The organism is Nitrospirota bacterium (assembly GCA_015233895.1).
Lineage (GTDB): Bacteria > Nitrospirota > Thermodesulfovibrionia > Thermodesulfovibrionales > Magnetobacteriaceae > Magnetomonas.
Window position 1 is genome coordinate 25,577 of the sequence record JADFXG010000017.1, and the last position, 15,248, is coordinate 40,824.

14 protein-coding genes and 1 tRNA gene are annotated in these 15,248 nt (G+C 41.5%); 9 read left to right on the forward strand and 6 right to left on the reverse strand.

The genetic code is table 11. From position 1 onward, the window contains the following. The first annotated feature begins 69 nt into the window (after positions 1-69). The 3 genes from HQK88_11485 (at position 70) to HQK88_11495 (ending at position 3,553) form a co-directional block, all read left to right on the forward strand. Positions 70-933, forward strand: a complete 864-nt coding sequence (locus HQK88_11485; GenBank protein MBF0617424.1) for an OmpA family protein — start codon at positions 70-72, stop codon at positions 931-933. A 237-nt stretch (positions 934-1,170) separates the two neighbouring features. Next, entirely contained in the window at positions 1,171-2,670 is a 1,500-nt protein-coding gene (locus HQK88_11490) for a PAS domain S-box protein (GenBank protein MBF0617425.1), read from the forward strand. Between the two features lie 13 nt (positions 2,671-2,683). Then, complete coding sequence (locus HQK88_11495; protein ID MBF0617426.1) at positions 2,684-3,553, forward strand: response regulator; 870 nt, start codon at positions 2,684-2,686, stop codon at positions 3,551-3,553. A 68-nt stretch (positions 3,554-3,621) separates the two neighbouring features. On the opposite strand, the gene HQK88_11500 is transcribed toward HQK88_11495, so the two are convergent. The 4 genes from HQK88_11500 to HQK88_11515 are packed head-to-tail and all read right to left on the reverse strand — an operon-like array spanning position 3,622 to position 9,380. Then, positions 3,622-5,628 carry an adenylate/guanylate cyclase domain-containing protein gene (locus HQK88_11500; GenBank protein MBF0617427.1) on the reverse strand — a complete coding sequence of 669 codons (2,007 nt, stop codon included), beginning with the start codon at positions 5,626-5,628 and terminating at the stop codon, positions 3,622-3,624. A 49-nt stretch (positions 5,629-5,677) separates the two neighbouring features. Continuing rightward, positions 5,678-7,426, reverse strand: a complete 1,749-nt coding sequence (locus tag HQK88_11505; GenBank protein ID MBF0617428.1) for a hypothetical protein — start codon at positions 7,424-7,426, stop codon at positions 5,678-5,680. A gap of 19 nt (positions 7,427-7,445) precedes the next feature. After that, complete coding sequence (locus tag HQK88_11510; GenBank protein ID MBF0617429.1) at positions 7,446-8,234, reverse strand: FecR domain-containing protein; 789 nt, start codon at positions 8,232-8,234, stop codon at positions 7,446-7,448. After that, positions 8,235-9,380: a hypothetical protein gene (locus HQK88_11515; protein ID MBF0617430.1), complete on the reverse strand. Its 1,146-nt coding sequence runs from the start codon at positions 9,378-9,380 to the stop codon at positions 8,235-8,237. It abuts the gene before it with no gap. A 336-nt stretch (positions 9,381-9,716) separates the two neighbouring features. Here HQK88_11515 and HQK88_11520 point away from each other — a divergent pair, with 336 nt between their 5' ends. Both HQK88_11520 and HQK88_11525 read left to right on the forward strand, forming a co-directional pair. Continuing rightward, on the forward strand, positions 9,717-10,703 hold the full coding sequence (locus HQK88_11520) for a GGDEF domain-containing protein (GenBank protein MBF0617431.1): 987 nt from the start codon (positions 9,717-9,719) through the stop codon (positions 10,701-10,703). A gap of 47 nt (positions 10,704-10,750) precedes the next feature. Then, positions 10,751-10,834: transfer RNA gene (locus HQK88_11525), tRNA-Leu, on the forward strand. 78 nt (positions 10,835-10,912) lie between these two features. Here HQK88_11525 and HQK88_11530 read toward each other — a convergent pair. Both HQK88_11530 and HQK88_11535 read right to left on the reverse strand, forming a co-directional pair. Then, the gene (locus HQK88_11530) at positions 10,913-11,056 is read right to left on the reverse strand and encodes a tyrosine-type recombinase/integrase (protein ID MBF0617432.1); all 144 of its coding nucleotides are present in this window, start codon (positions 11,054-11,056) and stop codon (positions 10,913-10,915) included. Positions 11,057-11,456: 400 nt separating this feature from the next. Beyond that, positions 11,457-11,873, reverse strand: coding sequence for a hypothetical protein (locus HQK88_11535; GenBank protein ID MBF0617433.1), 417 nt, complete (start codon positions 11,871-11,873; stop codon positions 11,457-11,459). A 233-nt stretch (positions 11,874-12,106) separates the two neighbouring features. On the opposite strand from HQK88_11535, the gene efp reads away from it, so the two are divergent. The 4 genes from efp to thiE are packed head-to-tail and all read left to right on the forward strand — an operon-like array spanning position 12,107 to position 15,153. Further along, entirely contained in the window at positions 12,107-12,667 is a 561-nt protein-coding gene (efp, locus tag HQK88_11540) for an elongation factor P (GenBank protein ID MBF0617434.1), read from the forward strand. After that, on the forward strand, positions 12,667-13,104 hold the full coding sequence (gene accB, locus HQK88_11545; protein MBF0617435.1) for an acetyl-CoA carboxylase biotin carboxyl carrier protein: 438 nt from the start codon (positions 12,667-12,669) through the stop codon (positions 13,102-13,104). The genes efp and accB overlap by 1 nt, the downstream gene beginning before the upstream one ends. A 34-nt stretch (positions 13,105-13,138) precedes the next feature. Continuing rightward, entirely contained in the window at positions 13,139-14,491 is a 1,353-nt protein-coding gene (accC, locus tag HQK88_11550; protein MBF0617436.1) for an acetyl-CoA carboxylase biotin carboxylase subunit, read from the forward strand. Beyond that, a complete protein-coding gene (gene thiE, locus HQK88_11555; GenBank protein MBF0617437.1) occupies positions 14,488-15,153 on the forward strand; it encodes a thiamine phosphate synthase in 666 nt (221 codons plus the stop codon). The genes accC and thiE overlap by 4 nt, the downstream gene beginning before the upstream one ends. Positions 15,154-15,248 lie beyond the last annotated feature (95 nt).

Genomic DNA, 15,248 nt, shown 5'->3' on the forward strand with positions numbered 1-15,248 from the left:
AAACTGTGAGTGCCTTAATGTTAAGATTCACTAACAATGCTGTACAAAAAAACAAGAGGAGGTAATTTTATGAGACAAAGCGGGATGTTAAAGTTAATGTTGTTAGTTGCAGCTGTTGCGTTTGTGTTATCTGGTTGCGCTGACCTTCAGTACGCACCAAAGCACTCTGTTTGGTATTACCACAAGGAACTCCCTGAGGCTGACAATGCAATAGCAAAGGCACAGGCTTCAGGAAAAGACAAAGAGTGTCCGGATCTGTTTAGTAAAGCGGCAAAGATGAGAGACGATGCTTATGATACGTACCTTGAGTGCCACACTACCGAGGGTATTGAGATGGCTAAGAAGGCAACCCAGATGGCTAATGTCCTTTGCCCTGTTAAACCACAACCACCTGCACCTGAACCAGTCAAGCCTGAAACCAAAACAAAGGCGCTCGGATGGAAAGAAGTTGCAAAAGTTACTCTGGTTAACTTTGCTACCAACAAGAGTAACATAGAGGCCAAGTACAGTGCCGAACTAAAGAAGGCTATTGAGTTTGCTAAACTGTACCCTGATACGAGAATTGATGTTGACGGACATACCGACAACAGGGGTTCAAAGAAACTCAATGACACTCTTTCATTGAAACGTGCTGAGACAGTGGCAGGCTATCTTGAGAAACATGGTATCAGCCAATCCCGTATCAATTCAAACGGTTATGGTTTTTCAAAGCCTGTAGCTACTAACACCACAGAAGTTGGCAGAGCAAAAAACAGACGTGTGGAGATTCGTATGTCTTCACAGGTTGAAATGGACTCCGACGACTCTGCAAAAGCTGTGAAACAAGAGCTGAAAAAAGTTAAAAAAGTTAAAAAAGGCAAGAAAGCCAAAAAAGTTAAAAAGGCTGAAAAAACTGAAAAGAAAACTGAAAAGAAAACTGAAAAACCAAACTAAAGCATGAAATAAGCGTATCAATTGACTCTACTTAAGTCCACGGGCAAATGGCAGACAAAAGCCTTTGCCCGTGGATTACAATCTCTGGCGTTGCTGCCTCTTTTTTCTAACCGTTGCTATTGACTAATTTGCGTGGATTTGTTTTAATTAAGGCTATGTTCAAAATAAGCGATCTGACAACACCGGAAGACTAGGATATGTTTTTCCTGAGAGATTTAAAAGGTTAACGAGGCAGGGTTGTCAGTTTCGCTACAAAACAAGACACTTGACTTTGTTCAGTCCCCAGAGGATATATTTAATCTTATGAGCGCTGCCGTAAACGATGCTTTAGCTGTATTGGACATCGGCAACAACATAGTTTTTTGGAATGAGCACTCTGAAAAATATTTTAAATATAAACAAGAAGAGATAACCGGTAAAAACTTCCTTAGAACTTTAATATCTAACAAATATCATCAAACAATACTAAAAAATATTGACAGACCTGAGCCAGGCGCATATATCTCTGATGCTAAAACCATTTATGCAGAGGCGATAGCAAAAGACCATGCAAAAATATATTGCAAAATATCGCTCTCTGTAATGAAAATTAAGGAGCAGCTCTATACAATTTTATATTTCAGGGATGCAACCGACTATAAACTTAAAAAGAACCTGCTGACACTAAAAAAGTCTATGGAATTTGTGAAAATAGGCGTCTGTGTTACCGACATGGAGGGCGTGATAGTCACGACAAACTCGGCATTGGCTCAAGTGCACGGATTAAACATATCTGATTTAACAGAAAAAAAGGCCAGAGATGTGCTACCTTGTCTGTCACATATAAAGAGCATGGATGAATTTAAAAACTACAGCGCAGAGCGTCTCTGTAAGAATAACGCTTCTGGCAAAGATATGTATGTTAAAATCGAGTCAGAAATCGTGCTGGATGACGATAAGAGTCCGATAGCTGTTATAATAACCTTTGAGGATATAACTAACAGCAAAAATATGCAGTTGCAAATATGCCAATACAATGAGCACCTTGAGAGTTTGGTAAAAGAACGCACACAAACTCTTTCTGAGACCAATAAACAGCTTCGCGATGAGATTGTAAAACGCACCGAGATGGAGGAACAAATCCGCGGAAATGTAAAGGATTTGAACATGCTGCTTAAAGAGGTGCATCACCGGGTGAAGAACAATTTGCAGATTATCGTAAGCCTGTTGAGCCTTCAGTCTGCAACCATCTCAGACCCCCTGCTGCACGACATATTTAAAGACAGCGAAACCCGCATCAGAGCGATGGCTCTGATTCACGAAAAGCTATACGAATCCACAGATATGTCAACGCTGGATTTTGGCGAATACCTGCACTCACTGGCCTCTGAGCTGTTAAGCTCATACAGCCTCAGACACGGTGGCATAGAGCTTAAGACAGATATCGGCGTTCACAGTCTCGATATTGATATAGCAATTCCCTGCGGGTTGGTCATTAATGAGTTTATTACAAATTCTCTGAAATACGCATTCCCAGGCAATTCCGGCGGACAGATAAAGGTCAGCTTCCACAGAGGACAAGACGATAAACTTTACCTTACGCTCAGCGACAATGGCGTGGGTCTGTCAAAAGACATAGATATTAAAAAAGTAAAATCGTTGGGTTTACAGTTAATACATGATCTTATTGTAAGGAAACTAAAAGGAACAATAGAGATAAACACAGACGGTGGAACAGAATTTAAGATAATAATTTGAAGAGGTGAAAAACATGAATCAGACAGATGCAGGCACCAGAATTCCGACAGGGATAAGAGTGGTGGTGGTAGAGGATGAGATAATCGTTGCCAGGGACATCGAGATGAAGTTAAAAAAACTGGGGTACAATGTTTTGGATATTGCCGCATCGGGAGAGGAGGCGATACAAAAGGCAGGGGATCTATTGCCTGACCTTATTCTTATGGACATAACCCTTGAGGGTAAGATGGACGGCATTGAAGCTGCCGGTCAAATTGATACACTTTATAACATTCCTATCGTGTATCTGACCGCTCATACTGATTTGGACACTCTAAGCCGTGCACGTGTGACGGAACCATACGGTTATATAATCAAACCGTTTGCAGTCAGAGATTTGCTGGTGACAATCAGCATGGCCCTCTATAAGCACAGAATGGAGGCCAGAAATAAGGTCATAAATACAATTTTAAAGGTTTTTTTGAAACCAATTACTTTGAAAGAAAAATTAGAGCAGTCACTTACTTTGATAACGTCAATTCCGAGACTTTTTCTTCAAACCAAGGGCGCCATCTTTTTAGTTGAGGATAATCCTGATGTGCTTGTGCTGAAAGCATCTATAGGAACGCCGGATTGTGAACAAATAACCATTGGTAAATGTCTGTGCGGTGTGGTTATAGCAACTAAAGAGATAGTGTTTGCCGAAAGAATAGATAAACGCCATGAACTTAATCAGGATGCCGTGCCGCATGGCCACTACTGTGTGCCTATACTTGCTGCGAGTAAACTCATGGGGGTGATCTGTGTCTATGTGCCTGATGGACACAGAAGAGACATAGCCGATGAAGAGGTGCTGACTTCTTTTGCAGATATAATAGCTAACGTACTGAGCTATTCAAAATAATCAGTATCTAATTTTAATTCAATCGTATAACTTAAGGGAGGGCTCGCCCCTTCCTTAAGGGTACCAATTTACTTGTCTTTCATGTAAATAACTTCATCAAATATTTCATCAACAATCTCAGAGGCCTCACCTGTTGGCAAACCTTTAACGTCGTAAACACTGACAGGCTGCGCTTTACCCTTTACGGCAACCCTACCGACACATTTTACCGACACACTGTAAAGCAAACCTGAGTCTATGTGAGGGCGTATCTCTTTGAAAGTATTTTCCGAAATAAGAATATGTACTTTGAATTTTCTTGTAAGTCCCTCTACTCTTGAACATAAATTTACATTATCGCCTATTATAGTGTAATCCATCTGTTTTCCCACTGCACCTATGTTACCAATGAGAACCTCGCCGGAGTTTATGCCTATGCCTATGTCTATAGGAGCTTTTCCTTCAGAGAGGCGTTTGACCTGTATTTCCTCTTTTTTAGCTATCATATTCAGAGCACATTTAATGGCATGAACTGCGTGATTATTATCCTCTACCGGTGCTCCCCAAAAACACATGATAGCATCCCCTATGAATTTATTAAGAGTTCCACCCCATTTGAAAATTATCTCCACCATGTCACTAAAATACTCATTTAACATTTGCACTACCTCTTCAGGGGTAAGCTTTTCTGAAATCGTAGTGAACCCTACTATGTCGGTAAATAAAATAGTCAGAGTCTGTTGTTTTCCACCAAGATGTGTTCCTTCGGGATTATTTATAAGAACATTTACAATTTGAGGGGATACATATCTTGAAAATATGCCTCGTATCTGCCGTCCCCTTCTTTCCTCAGCAAGAAACTTAACGATGGTTTGCAAGCTAAATAGAGAAACCATGGCGGCAACCGGATAGGTTATATTCAGCCAAAGATTTGATTTAATCAATAAATAAAATGAGAAGAACATGTAAACAGATATACAGATGAGCGCTAAAATGGAACTTAAGGCGGCTCTGAATCTTGAAATCAGTCCAAACAAAATGCCCGCGATACATATTACAATTATTTCAATAACATTTGGGCTCCTTCGTAAAAAACCTGTGGAAAGGATGTTTTCCACTATATTGGCATTAATACTCACACCTGAGGAATTTGCAGAAACGGCTGTTACCTTCTGGTCATAAGTTGCTAAAGCCGAGGTTCCTATAAAAACAATCTTGTTGTTAAAAAACCCCTTTTCAATTTTACCTCTTATCACATCAGAGGCAGAAACTGAAATGTAGTTAGTTTTGATTCCCCTGTAATTGATGATAACACGTCCACTTAAATCAATAGGGATATACATGTTTCCAAGCTTAATACTGGAGCCGCCGAAGAGTATCATATCTTTCTGTTTTAACCCCAAAGCAATGCGTGCCGTCTGCAGAGCAAGGTGTGGGTAACAGTCTGTGCCGAAATTAACATAAAGAATTGCGTATCTTATAGCACCATCGGAATCCGGCAGAGTATAAACATGGCCAAGTGAAGAGAATCGGGCGAATTTCTCAATGGGAGGAAGCACTTTTTCAGGTTTAATAGCCCATTTTTTCCAATTTATATTGGAGACTGTCTTTACCTCCATAAAGGCCGAATCCCATAGGAAATCTGGCGCATCGGATGACCCGGCAAAAGACGAATCACTGCTTTTAGTAATAAATGCCGTTGCTAAAACAACATTGCCTGCCACCTTTATAGTTTCTGCCAGTTTATCGTCACTTGCTGCATTTTCAGTTTCGCTTAACATTACATCCACTGCTATTACTTTTGGCGCATCCTTTGAAATATTACGCAGCAAATCAGCCTCAACATCCCTTTTCCATGGCCAGCGGCCTATTTCTTTTATGCTCTTATCATCCACATAAACTATTAAAATGTCTTTGGGTGTGTCATCGGTCTTTAGCACATTTTTTACATAAATTCTCAAGTCAAGTAGTTTTGTTTCAAGGTTTTCAGTTATAAAAGCCGGATCACGAAGTGCAAGCACAACATAAAACAACGTGATGGTTGCAGTGAGAAAATACAGAAAACGTCTGAGTTTTAATTGTTTTAAATCAGCCATAAAATTGTGGGATGAGGCTTATACCGGCCTCATCCCGTTTTCAGTAGTCCTATCGCACTGTAAATGAATACTTAGAAGAGAATGCGGCATTATCTGTGCCGTTATGTTGGTTATTACAATCATCATTTGCTCCTACAGCCCAGTTATAAGTGCCTCCGGTGAATAAAGAATATAAGGCTGTACCGTCTTGATTAAATGTGATGCCTGTTGTTGTCGCATCAGGAGTCAGATAACCCCACACCGTTTGGCCACTGGAATCAGTGACATCAATGAAGTATCTTGAAACGCAACCGGTAGCAGGAGCGCTCCATGTAAAAGTTGGCGTAGCTGTAACTGTGGAATTGTTTGCTGGTGAAACGAGGGTTGGAACACCAACTCCAAGAGCATAGACTGTATCTCTCAGCGTTTCAGATGTGCCGTCATTGTGGTTAATAGTAAAGGTGTAAACATCACCTGCCGTTGGAGATGTGCTGCCAAAGCTCTGCCTTGCAGAATAATATAACCTGGAGCCATAGCTTTGATAGTGTAAACCTAAATTAGTTACGTTTCTCCCTGATACAGATGCTGAACTAATATGGGATATATAGTCAGAATTTACAGTAAACTGAAGCTTATAAGTTCCGTCTTGTGAATTATACAAAATATTCACTGAGGCTGACGAATTATCCGACACCCTTGTGCCATATGTTGTGCCGTTAATACTGGCATAATTTAATGCGTATGTTTTAGAACCATCCAAACTACCACCGGACAGATACCTGTTTTCAGTTTTTTTGACAATTCCAACACCTTTTGCATACCACCAGGTCAAATTACCATACGAACCATCAGAGTTATTAAATGTATAGTAAAACTTGAGACACTCAAATGTTCCTGCAGAAACAGTTACATTGTCTAAGCCTTGCATTTGGCCGTTACCTGTGACTGTAGATGTTGATGAGGAGCCTGTTGACTCAACTGTGGAGGTCCTGGTAAATGTTCCCGAAAACTGCTCAGATTCTGTAATATAGGGTAGTGAAAACAATATGGGCGGGCTATAAACATTATCGGTGTAATAGTTATTACCACTACTATCAGTATTCAAATTATGTTCTTTGTGGCGATAAAAGCCGGTACTGCCATTTGAATCAACGGTGTACTCCCCTGTTCCTGAGGCAATATCAAGATATAGTTTTTTGCCGGTTATTCCATTTACAGTTTCAGAGCCGGATACTAGATCCATCTCATATCCAGTATCTGTGCCAACAGAGGTAGTGCGTGTTCTATAGTACTGCCATCTGTCAGTGTTGTCAAGTGGATAGTAATCAGTCATTGTATAAGATACTTTCATGCTGATAGATAGTGTCACGGAAGCCCCGGAGAGGTCAGAAGTCGTGTAGCCCTTATATTTGACCGCCGAGGAGCTATCCAGAGCAAGCACCTCAAAATATCTGTTTGAGCCGTTTGGCACATATAACGTTGTTGTCACTGAGGACTGCCCGGCCACAGAGACACTCTGATCTATCGTTGTCATATCGCTTGCCGATACTTTTATTGTAATGGTAGTTATGTTTGAGGGAATAGAGGCGCTCATCGCAGAGAAGTTTTTCGCAAGAGATGATGACGTTGTGCCACTACCTAGTGTGATAGTGACAGGGGTTTGTGCTGAGTTGCTGCTTGCTGATGAGCCGCTGCCTGAAGATGACTTAGAGTCTGAAGACGACCCTGAGGAGGCACCACTTCTACCATCTCCCCCATTACCGCAACTAGCCAAAGAAACAAATATGATAACTAAAGAAGTTAATAACAAATTTCTCATAATTCCTCCATTTTTATAATCATGGAAATGTTATGTTAATTTTAACTGGCGTTGTATTTGCAGGAGCATTACTGGTGGGCGGTGGTGGCGGCGGTTGCTGTGGAATCGGCGGAGCCGTAACATTAGACAGAGTGTCAGCAATTGCCTGTGCCTGAGTCATTGTTGGTGCACCTGTATCCTGTGTTTTGGTAGAGCTGTCAAGGTACGTCGCAGACAAAACAGAAGGAGTTGATTTTTCAGGTTGCGGCATATTCTGCTGATGTTCTGTCACTTTAAGCATCATTCCCGGAGTCAGAATTACCGTGCCTTTGACGCTTGCATCTATGCTTTTTATGTCCACAACTCCCTCAAAGCACACCACTGTGGAATAATGCACATTATTTTTCATACCGGTTTCCACATAAAAATTAGTTCCTCGTGCTGCCACAACCACATTAGGCGTGTGAACTTCAAAATTGGTTCTGCCCACTATCGTTCTGATTTTACCATCTAAGAGATTATAAACAGATTTACCCCTGTCGTCCTTGCTGCTGATAAACTCCTTAACAACAAGCTTAGATTTCTCTCCCAGAGTTAAAACGCTATCATCTATAAAGAGAATTTTTGTCTTAGACTCTTCCCTGGTTGACACTGTATCGTTTAACAATACATCATCCTTAACCTTTGCCTGCACCTGACCCTGTGGCCTTTCTATAAAAACGTTACCTTTCAGTGCAACAACCTTAGCGACATCATCCACTGCCTCAGCAGAGGCCATTGCAAACGCCGATAATATTAGCAGTATGAGAGTAGATTTGATTTTTTTCATTTAAAACCTCACATTCAAAAACAGGCTTGTAATATTTCTGTCGTAGCTGTAAGCCTCAGTGTTAGAATTGTTTTTCGTGTAAGACTCTGCCAGAGACAGACTCAGGTTTTTTGATAAAACTTCAGTTAATGACCCCGAATAAGTCTGTGCATTATCCGACCGGTTAACGCTTGAACCCTCAAACCTTCCGTTGTAGTCTTTCCTATAGTACTCTGCATAGACATTAGCCATTAAGTTAAGAGGCAGCAGGACATCAAGGCTGGCAAACCCCTTGTTGCCGTCATATTTCCAATTGTCAGTGTCTGCAAAATCTTTGTCATAAGCGTATCCCAGTTCTAAAGACATCTTGTCAAACAAGGGCAATCTCTGTTTCAGTCCTATGAGGTGGTTTCCCCCTGTTCTTTCTGAATTAGTAAGAAAGTTGGCGCCGTCAATAAATTTTGTGTACTTGTAACGATATTCAAGCGCCGTAAAGGTGTCTTTACCCTCCATAAGTACAACTGAGGGCGAAAAATAATGGTCATAATCAAACCTGTCGCCGCCTACCAAAACGTACTCAAACCCATACTTACCTTCTAACTTAACAAAATCCGAGGCAATGTAACGCACAGACAGTTCAAACAAGCTCTGTGTTATATTGTAATCTTTAAGCCTGTTGTTTATACTCTGATAAAACCCCAAACGAGCCATAGCCTCTAACTTATCGGTTTTTACAAAGGAATACCCTCCGCTAAAATAAAGAACCTCTTTCCAGTCATCCTTTCTTGATACATTGGAGGGTAGAAAACTGTTGTCGGTAACTAAAAGCACATTACTATCGTACTGAATTCCTCCGGAGACATTAACAAACCACGGCTTAGGGCCATACATTTTCTTGATTTTATCAAGATAGGCCTGTGCCTCTGTAGCCTGAGGACTACCAGGTGACAAAGCTATGACATTTTCAAAATAGTCTCTTGCCTCATCATATAATTTCTCATCATAATAAAGGCGGCCAAGCTTAAGGTTCACTTCAGGATTCACAGGGTCCTTAAACAAGGAGCTTTTTAACTCTGAATCTGTTGCCTTAGACTCATCAGCATACAAACCGGTACTGCAGAAAAAGACGGCAAACAAAATTAGAAAAACAAGTATTAATTTTCTCATGCACCCTCCTACCGCTTGCATTTTCATAAACAAATGACTTTGCGATGAGCTATGCTATTGAAAAAAGATTCGACAGGCCATCCGTTTATTCACTACTGAACTCATCACACAAACAGCCGTACTTACAATATTTGAAAGATTTTAACACAATACACGAAGATATGTCAAAAATTTTTTTATACACTATTTGTACCGGGTTGCAGTCATAAGCGCCCACTAAAGCAGTGGAGCATTGAAAATTAATAACGCCGACAGAAATACTTTTATTAACAGAAATGTTATAATACAAAAAGAGCAATGATAAAATTTTTATAAGGAATAGGGAGGTTGTGGGTTATGCAAACAAAAATGTTCAAAAATCTTTGTAATTCGATAAACGAGCTGAATCAACAGGTCTCTTCCGTGCATACAGTGCATCAGATATTGTTTTCGTTGAAAGATGTGTTAGGAGCATCCTCTGCAGCTCTGGTACTAAAAAACCCTCAGAGCGGGTATCTTGAAATTAATAACCGGTACAACCTGTCGGCCCACTACACGCATTCGTATAAACGTGCAACAGGTAAAGCTGCAGTTGGTAAAATACTTCTCACTGACAGTTTCCTTGTTGTTAAAAATACCGATCCTCAGGATGTTTACAATGATGTTCGTATGGAGACAGACTATTCAGTTGCAGCATTGATAAGGCTTGAGACAGAGGACAGGCCTATGGGGTTTATTGCTGTTTTTTTTGACAGCGAGGTGGAAATCACTGCCCATATGAAGGATTATTTGATTGCCATTGCAAATATCTGTTCGGAATCCTTAAGGAAAGAGCGCATATTATCACATCTTAATGAACTTAGGCGTGTTGACCCAAAATGCGGACTACTTTACTATCACTTTTTTTATAACAGGCTGATTGATGAGTATAACAAGACTCAAAGGACAAAAACGTCTCTTTCTATTTGCATGATGGATATGGATAACTTTAAGGAGGTGACATCTATCTATGGTCCGGATACAGCCGATGAGCTTTATTGTGAGATGGCTGATGAACTCAGGGCCTCTGTCAGGGGAATTGATATTCTGGGAAGGTATGGGATAGATGAGATTATTCTTTATATGCCTGGGACATCAGTAGAAAATGCACATAGTGTCATAAACCGCTTTGTGGAAAAAATAAATTCAAACCGCTTTACGGATAAGCAATTGCAAACGACACTATCCATAGGAATTGCACAACTTAAAGAAAACGAAAAACTCGAGGACTTACTTTCACGCACAAAGGCAACCTTGTATAGTGCAAAAGTAACGGGAAAAGGTATCGTTAAGATCTCTGATTGATGCACTTTGATTTCATAATTATAGCTTATTAACTGTTCATGATGTAGGCCGGTGTGGTGGAACAGGCAGACGCGACGGACTCAAAATCCGTTCCGGGCAACCGGGTGGGGGTTCGATTCCCCCCACCGGCATTCAATAAAAACAAGGGGTTAGACGATATTCGTCAACCCCTTGTTTTTATTCCAATTTTGGGGAAGATTTGGAGAAAGTCATATCCGCGTAAACCCCAACAATCTTCGGTATCCCATTGTAGTGGAGATATTGCTGTGACCAGGCCTCTGCATGATCTCCAAGGTACTCATGCCGCTGTTTGCCCATATAAAGGCTCGGCGATGCCGGAGATTGTTGAACACTCTCTCTGATAATACAAAAAATAAGCTTCAAATGGATATTATTAGTCCAGATGAATATATATACATGATGAATATTGGGTAAAACCATCAAAGACAGCGGTACCGTTTTTGAGGTTGTTTCTGCGAAGTCTCTGCCAACATTAGACAAAAAGTATTCTTTTGTCTAATGTTGGACTCCGTCATGGTTTTGTCGGCGGTTTTTCGTTTTGCGGGTGCGCATCGACAAGGTCTTGTGCGCGACGTGTCGTCTCTTTTCGCTGTTTTGAAAAATATGGTTTAAGACAAAAAACTTCTTGAACTTTCCGGGTTTATTACTACAGACGGAGAGCCAGCGTTAACTTACAAAAGCAATGAGTAAATCGGCCGTAAATTGAACCTTACAACAAATAAGACAAATGAATCAGGAAATTCTTTTAAGTTTAATCGGCTGATCTGTCGAAAAAGAAGCATTGTCCAGCTCTTCTCTAACTATCTGGCGAGTCCTTTCCTCATCTGGTTTTTTTGCAAGCTCTTTGGTGATAACTTTTATGCTCTCATCCATTGAGTTAATAACAACGTCTCTTTCGTCAAATTTCTTATTGAGAGACTCCACATCCCCTTTGAGCGTGCTTACATCTGATTTGAGAGCCTTTATCCCTTCATTCATCGAGCTTATAATAATGTCTCTTTCATCAAATTTTTTATTGAGAGTGCTTACATCTACTTTGAGAGCGCTTACATCCCCTTTGAGAGCGCTCACATCTACTTTGAGAGATTTTAGCCCCTCATTCATTGAGATTAAAATAGCATCTCTCATCTCATCTGTCAACTTTTCCATAATAAAGCCCCCTAATCCTTATCCGTTTACTATATATTCGGCATTCCTCCCGTATAAACCCTTAAATATGCTATCTTAAGTCCATGATATTTGTCAAGAAAAAATCTGAAATATCTCCACCAACAACCCCCCTCTATACAAACTCTGTGTGCGTGGTGTATTATATTCAATATGAGATAATACTAATGTAACTGGAGATTTCATGACAAAAAACACGTTTTTTGGAGGTTTGTGTGATAGCAACAAATGATTTTAGAAGGGGAACCAAGATAGAGTATAAGGGCGAACCCTATGAGGTTATAGAGTTTCAGCATGTGAAAATGGGCAGAGGCGGAGCCTTTGTAAGAGCTAAGATGAAAGGCCTCAAAAGCGGTAAGGTTATAGAGGATACATTTAACTCCGGAGACAAGTTTCCTAAAGCCAATCTTGACGCAAGGCAGATGCAGTACCTGTACTTTCAGGACGGTTACTACTACCTTATGGATATGGAAAGTTACGAGCAATTGCCTATGACTGAAGAGCAACTCGGAGACAGCAAACTGTTTCTCAAAGAAAACATGATGGTGACAGTGCTTTTTCACAAGGAAAAATCCCTTGCCGTAGAGCTTCCCATCTTTGTAGAGCTTGCTGTTACTGAAACCGACCCGGGTTTTAAGGGAGACACTGCCTCAGGCGGAAATAAGCCTGCAGTGCTTGAAACCGGAGCGACAATAAAGGTTCCTTTTCACATCAATGAGGGCGATGTCATTAAGGTTGACACACGTTCCTTTGAGTACATAGAGAGGGTGAAATAATGGATCTGGAAAAGATAAAAGAACTGTCGGATTTCTTAAAGGAAACTGACATAACCGAGTTTTTTTACGAAGAGGATGGGCTTAAGTTAAAAATACGCAGAGGACTTAGCAGGCCGGCAGTAAGTCAGGCACAGCTGCATACAGAGGCTGCTGATACCCCGAAGGTGTCCTTGTCTGAGACAGTAGAAGAGGATAAATACGTAGCTGTGAAATCTCCAATCGTTGGCACCTTCTACCGCTGTCCATCCCCCGGAGCTCCTAACTTTGTAGAGCTTGGGGATAAAGTTAAAAGCGGACAGGTGCTCTGTATCGTTGAGGCAATGAAACTCATGAATGAAATCGAAAGTGAATGTGACGGCGAAATAGTTAAGATATTCCACGAAAGCGAAACATCGGTAGAATACGGCGAATCGCTTTTTCATATAAATCCGCTTTAACGGCAGCGCCCGTTAGAAGGTGAGAGTGAAATAAATGTCCCTTTTGAAAAAAATACTGATTGCTAACAGAGGTGAGATAGCCATACGTGTAATTCGTGCTTGTAAGGAGTTGGGGATAAAAACTGTGGCTATTTACTCAGAAATAGAAAAAGACGCTATGCACGTCCTTTTGGCAGATGAGTCGGTCTGTGTGGGGCCGCCAAAAGCGGCAGATAGTTACCTTAACATTCCGTCAATATTAAGTGCTGCTGAGATAACCGACTCCGGTGCAATTCATCCCGGATACGGATTCCTTTCTGAAAACCCGCACTTTGCCGAGGCGTGCAAAAAATCCAGAATTACCTTCATTGGCCCCACCCCGGAAAACATCAGACTCGGCGGAAATAAGTCCCGTGCTAAGCAGATCCTCCGCAAACACGGCATTCCGGTTATTCCCGGCAGTGACGGCAACATTATAGATAAAAAGAGTGCCCTGGGCATCGCCAAAAAAATTGGCTATCCCGTAATAATTAAAGCCTCAGCTGGCGGTGGCGGCAGAGGTATGAGGATAGTCAGAGAGGAGTCAATGCTTGAGCAGGCATTTTCAGCGGCAGAGGCAGAGTCTCTTGCTGCGTTTGGTGTTGGCGACTTATATATCGAAAAATATATACCCCTTATCCGGCATATTGAGGTTCAGATAGCGGTTGGCAGCGACGGCACAGCTATTCATCTTGGCGAGCGTGACTGTTCCGTACAACGCCGGCACCAGAAACTCATCGAGGAATCCCCATCACCTGTTATTACGGAAAAACTAAGAGAAAAACTTGGTAAATATGCGATTAAAGCCGCTGAAGTCCTTAAATACAGAAATGTGGGAACAGTGGAGTTCATTGTTGACAGAGATGACAGCATTTACTTTATGGAAATTAACACAAGAGTGCAGGTAGAGCACCCGGTGACAGAGGCTGTAACAGGCGTGGATATAATAAAAGAGCAGATACGGCTGGCCTCAGGGCTGCCGCTAAGCATAAAACAAAAAAATATAAAAATACATGGACACGCGATTGAGTGCCGTGTTAATGCCGAAGACCCGTACACTTTTGTGCCGTCACCCGGTAAGATTACGTTTTTATACCTGCCCGGAGGCCCTGGCATCAGAGTTGACACGTACATCTATAGCGGTTGTACCGTGCTGCCTTACTATGACTCGTTAATTGCCAAAGTAATCTCCCACGGCGCTACCCGTAAGGATGCCGTTGACAAGATGAAAAGAGCCCTTTCAGAGTTTAAAATTGAAGGGATAAAGACAACAATTCCTTTTCATAAAACAGTTCTTACTAATCCTGATTTCCTGAGCGGTGAATTTGACACCGGATATCTTGAAAGACTAAAAGGTGGCCACATTTGATGACTTACAGAGGACTCTATCAAAGCGGTCTTTGCCTGATTATGGACAGAGGCGACCGTATTAAACCAGCCTTTGACTCAGCGGTGTCTGCTATAGGGAGCGGCGTTAAGTGGATACAGTTAAGAGATAAGACAAGCGACAGGCTTCAGATATTTAAAACCAGCAGGGTGCTGCGAGCTCTGACATTGGCAAACGGCGTAAAACTAATTATTAACGACTACCCGGACATTGCCCTTGCGGTGGATGCTGACGGAGTGCACATCGGGCAGGATGATATGCCGATTAAATATGTCAGAAAGGTTTTTGCTAAAAAGCGGCATATAATAATCGGAGTATCCACGCATAGCGTGGAGGAGGCGGTAAGGGCAGAGGAGGAGGGCGCTGACTACATAGGATTCGGTCCTGTGTTTCACACAACGACAAAAGATGCCGGTTCTCCAAAAGGTATTGAGATGCTTTCTCAGGTGCTAAGCCAAGTGTCAATTCCTGTTGTAGCAATAGGCGGGATTGTGCAAGAAAACGTCAAACTCGTGTTAGAGGCTGGCGCTCATGCTGTTGCCGTTGCCTCCGGTATCATGGAAAGTGAAGACATTGGAAAGACTGCTGCTGAGTTTGTTGATACCGTTTCGAATAGAATTTCAACAAACATGGTTAAAAGATAAGATAGGTTAGCTAAGCATAATATACCATGTATCAATTGTAAACAAAAAAAGGGAGGAGGCATTCCCCCTCCTCCTCCCGAAAGATTGTCCTAAAA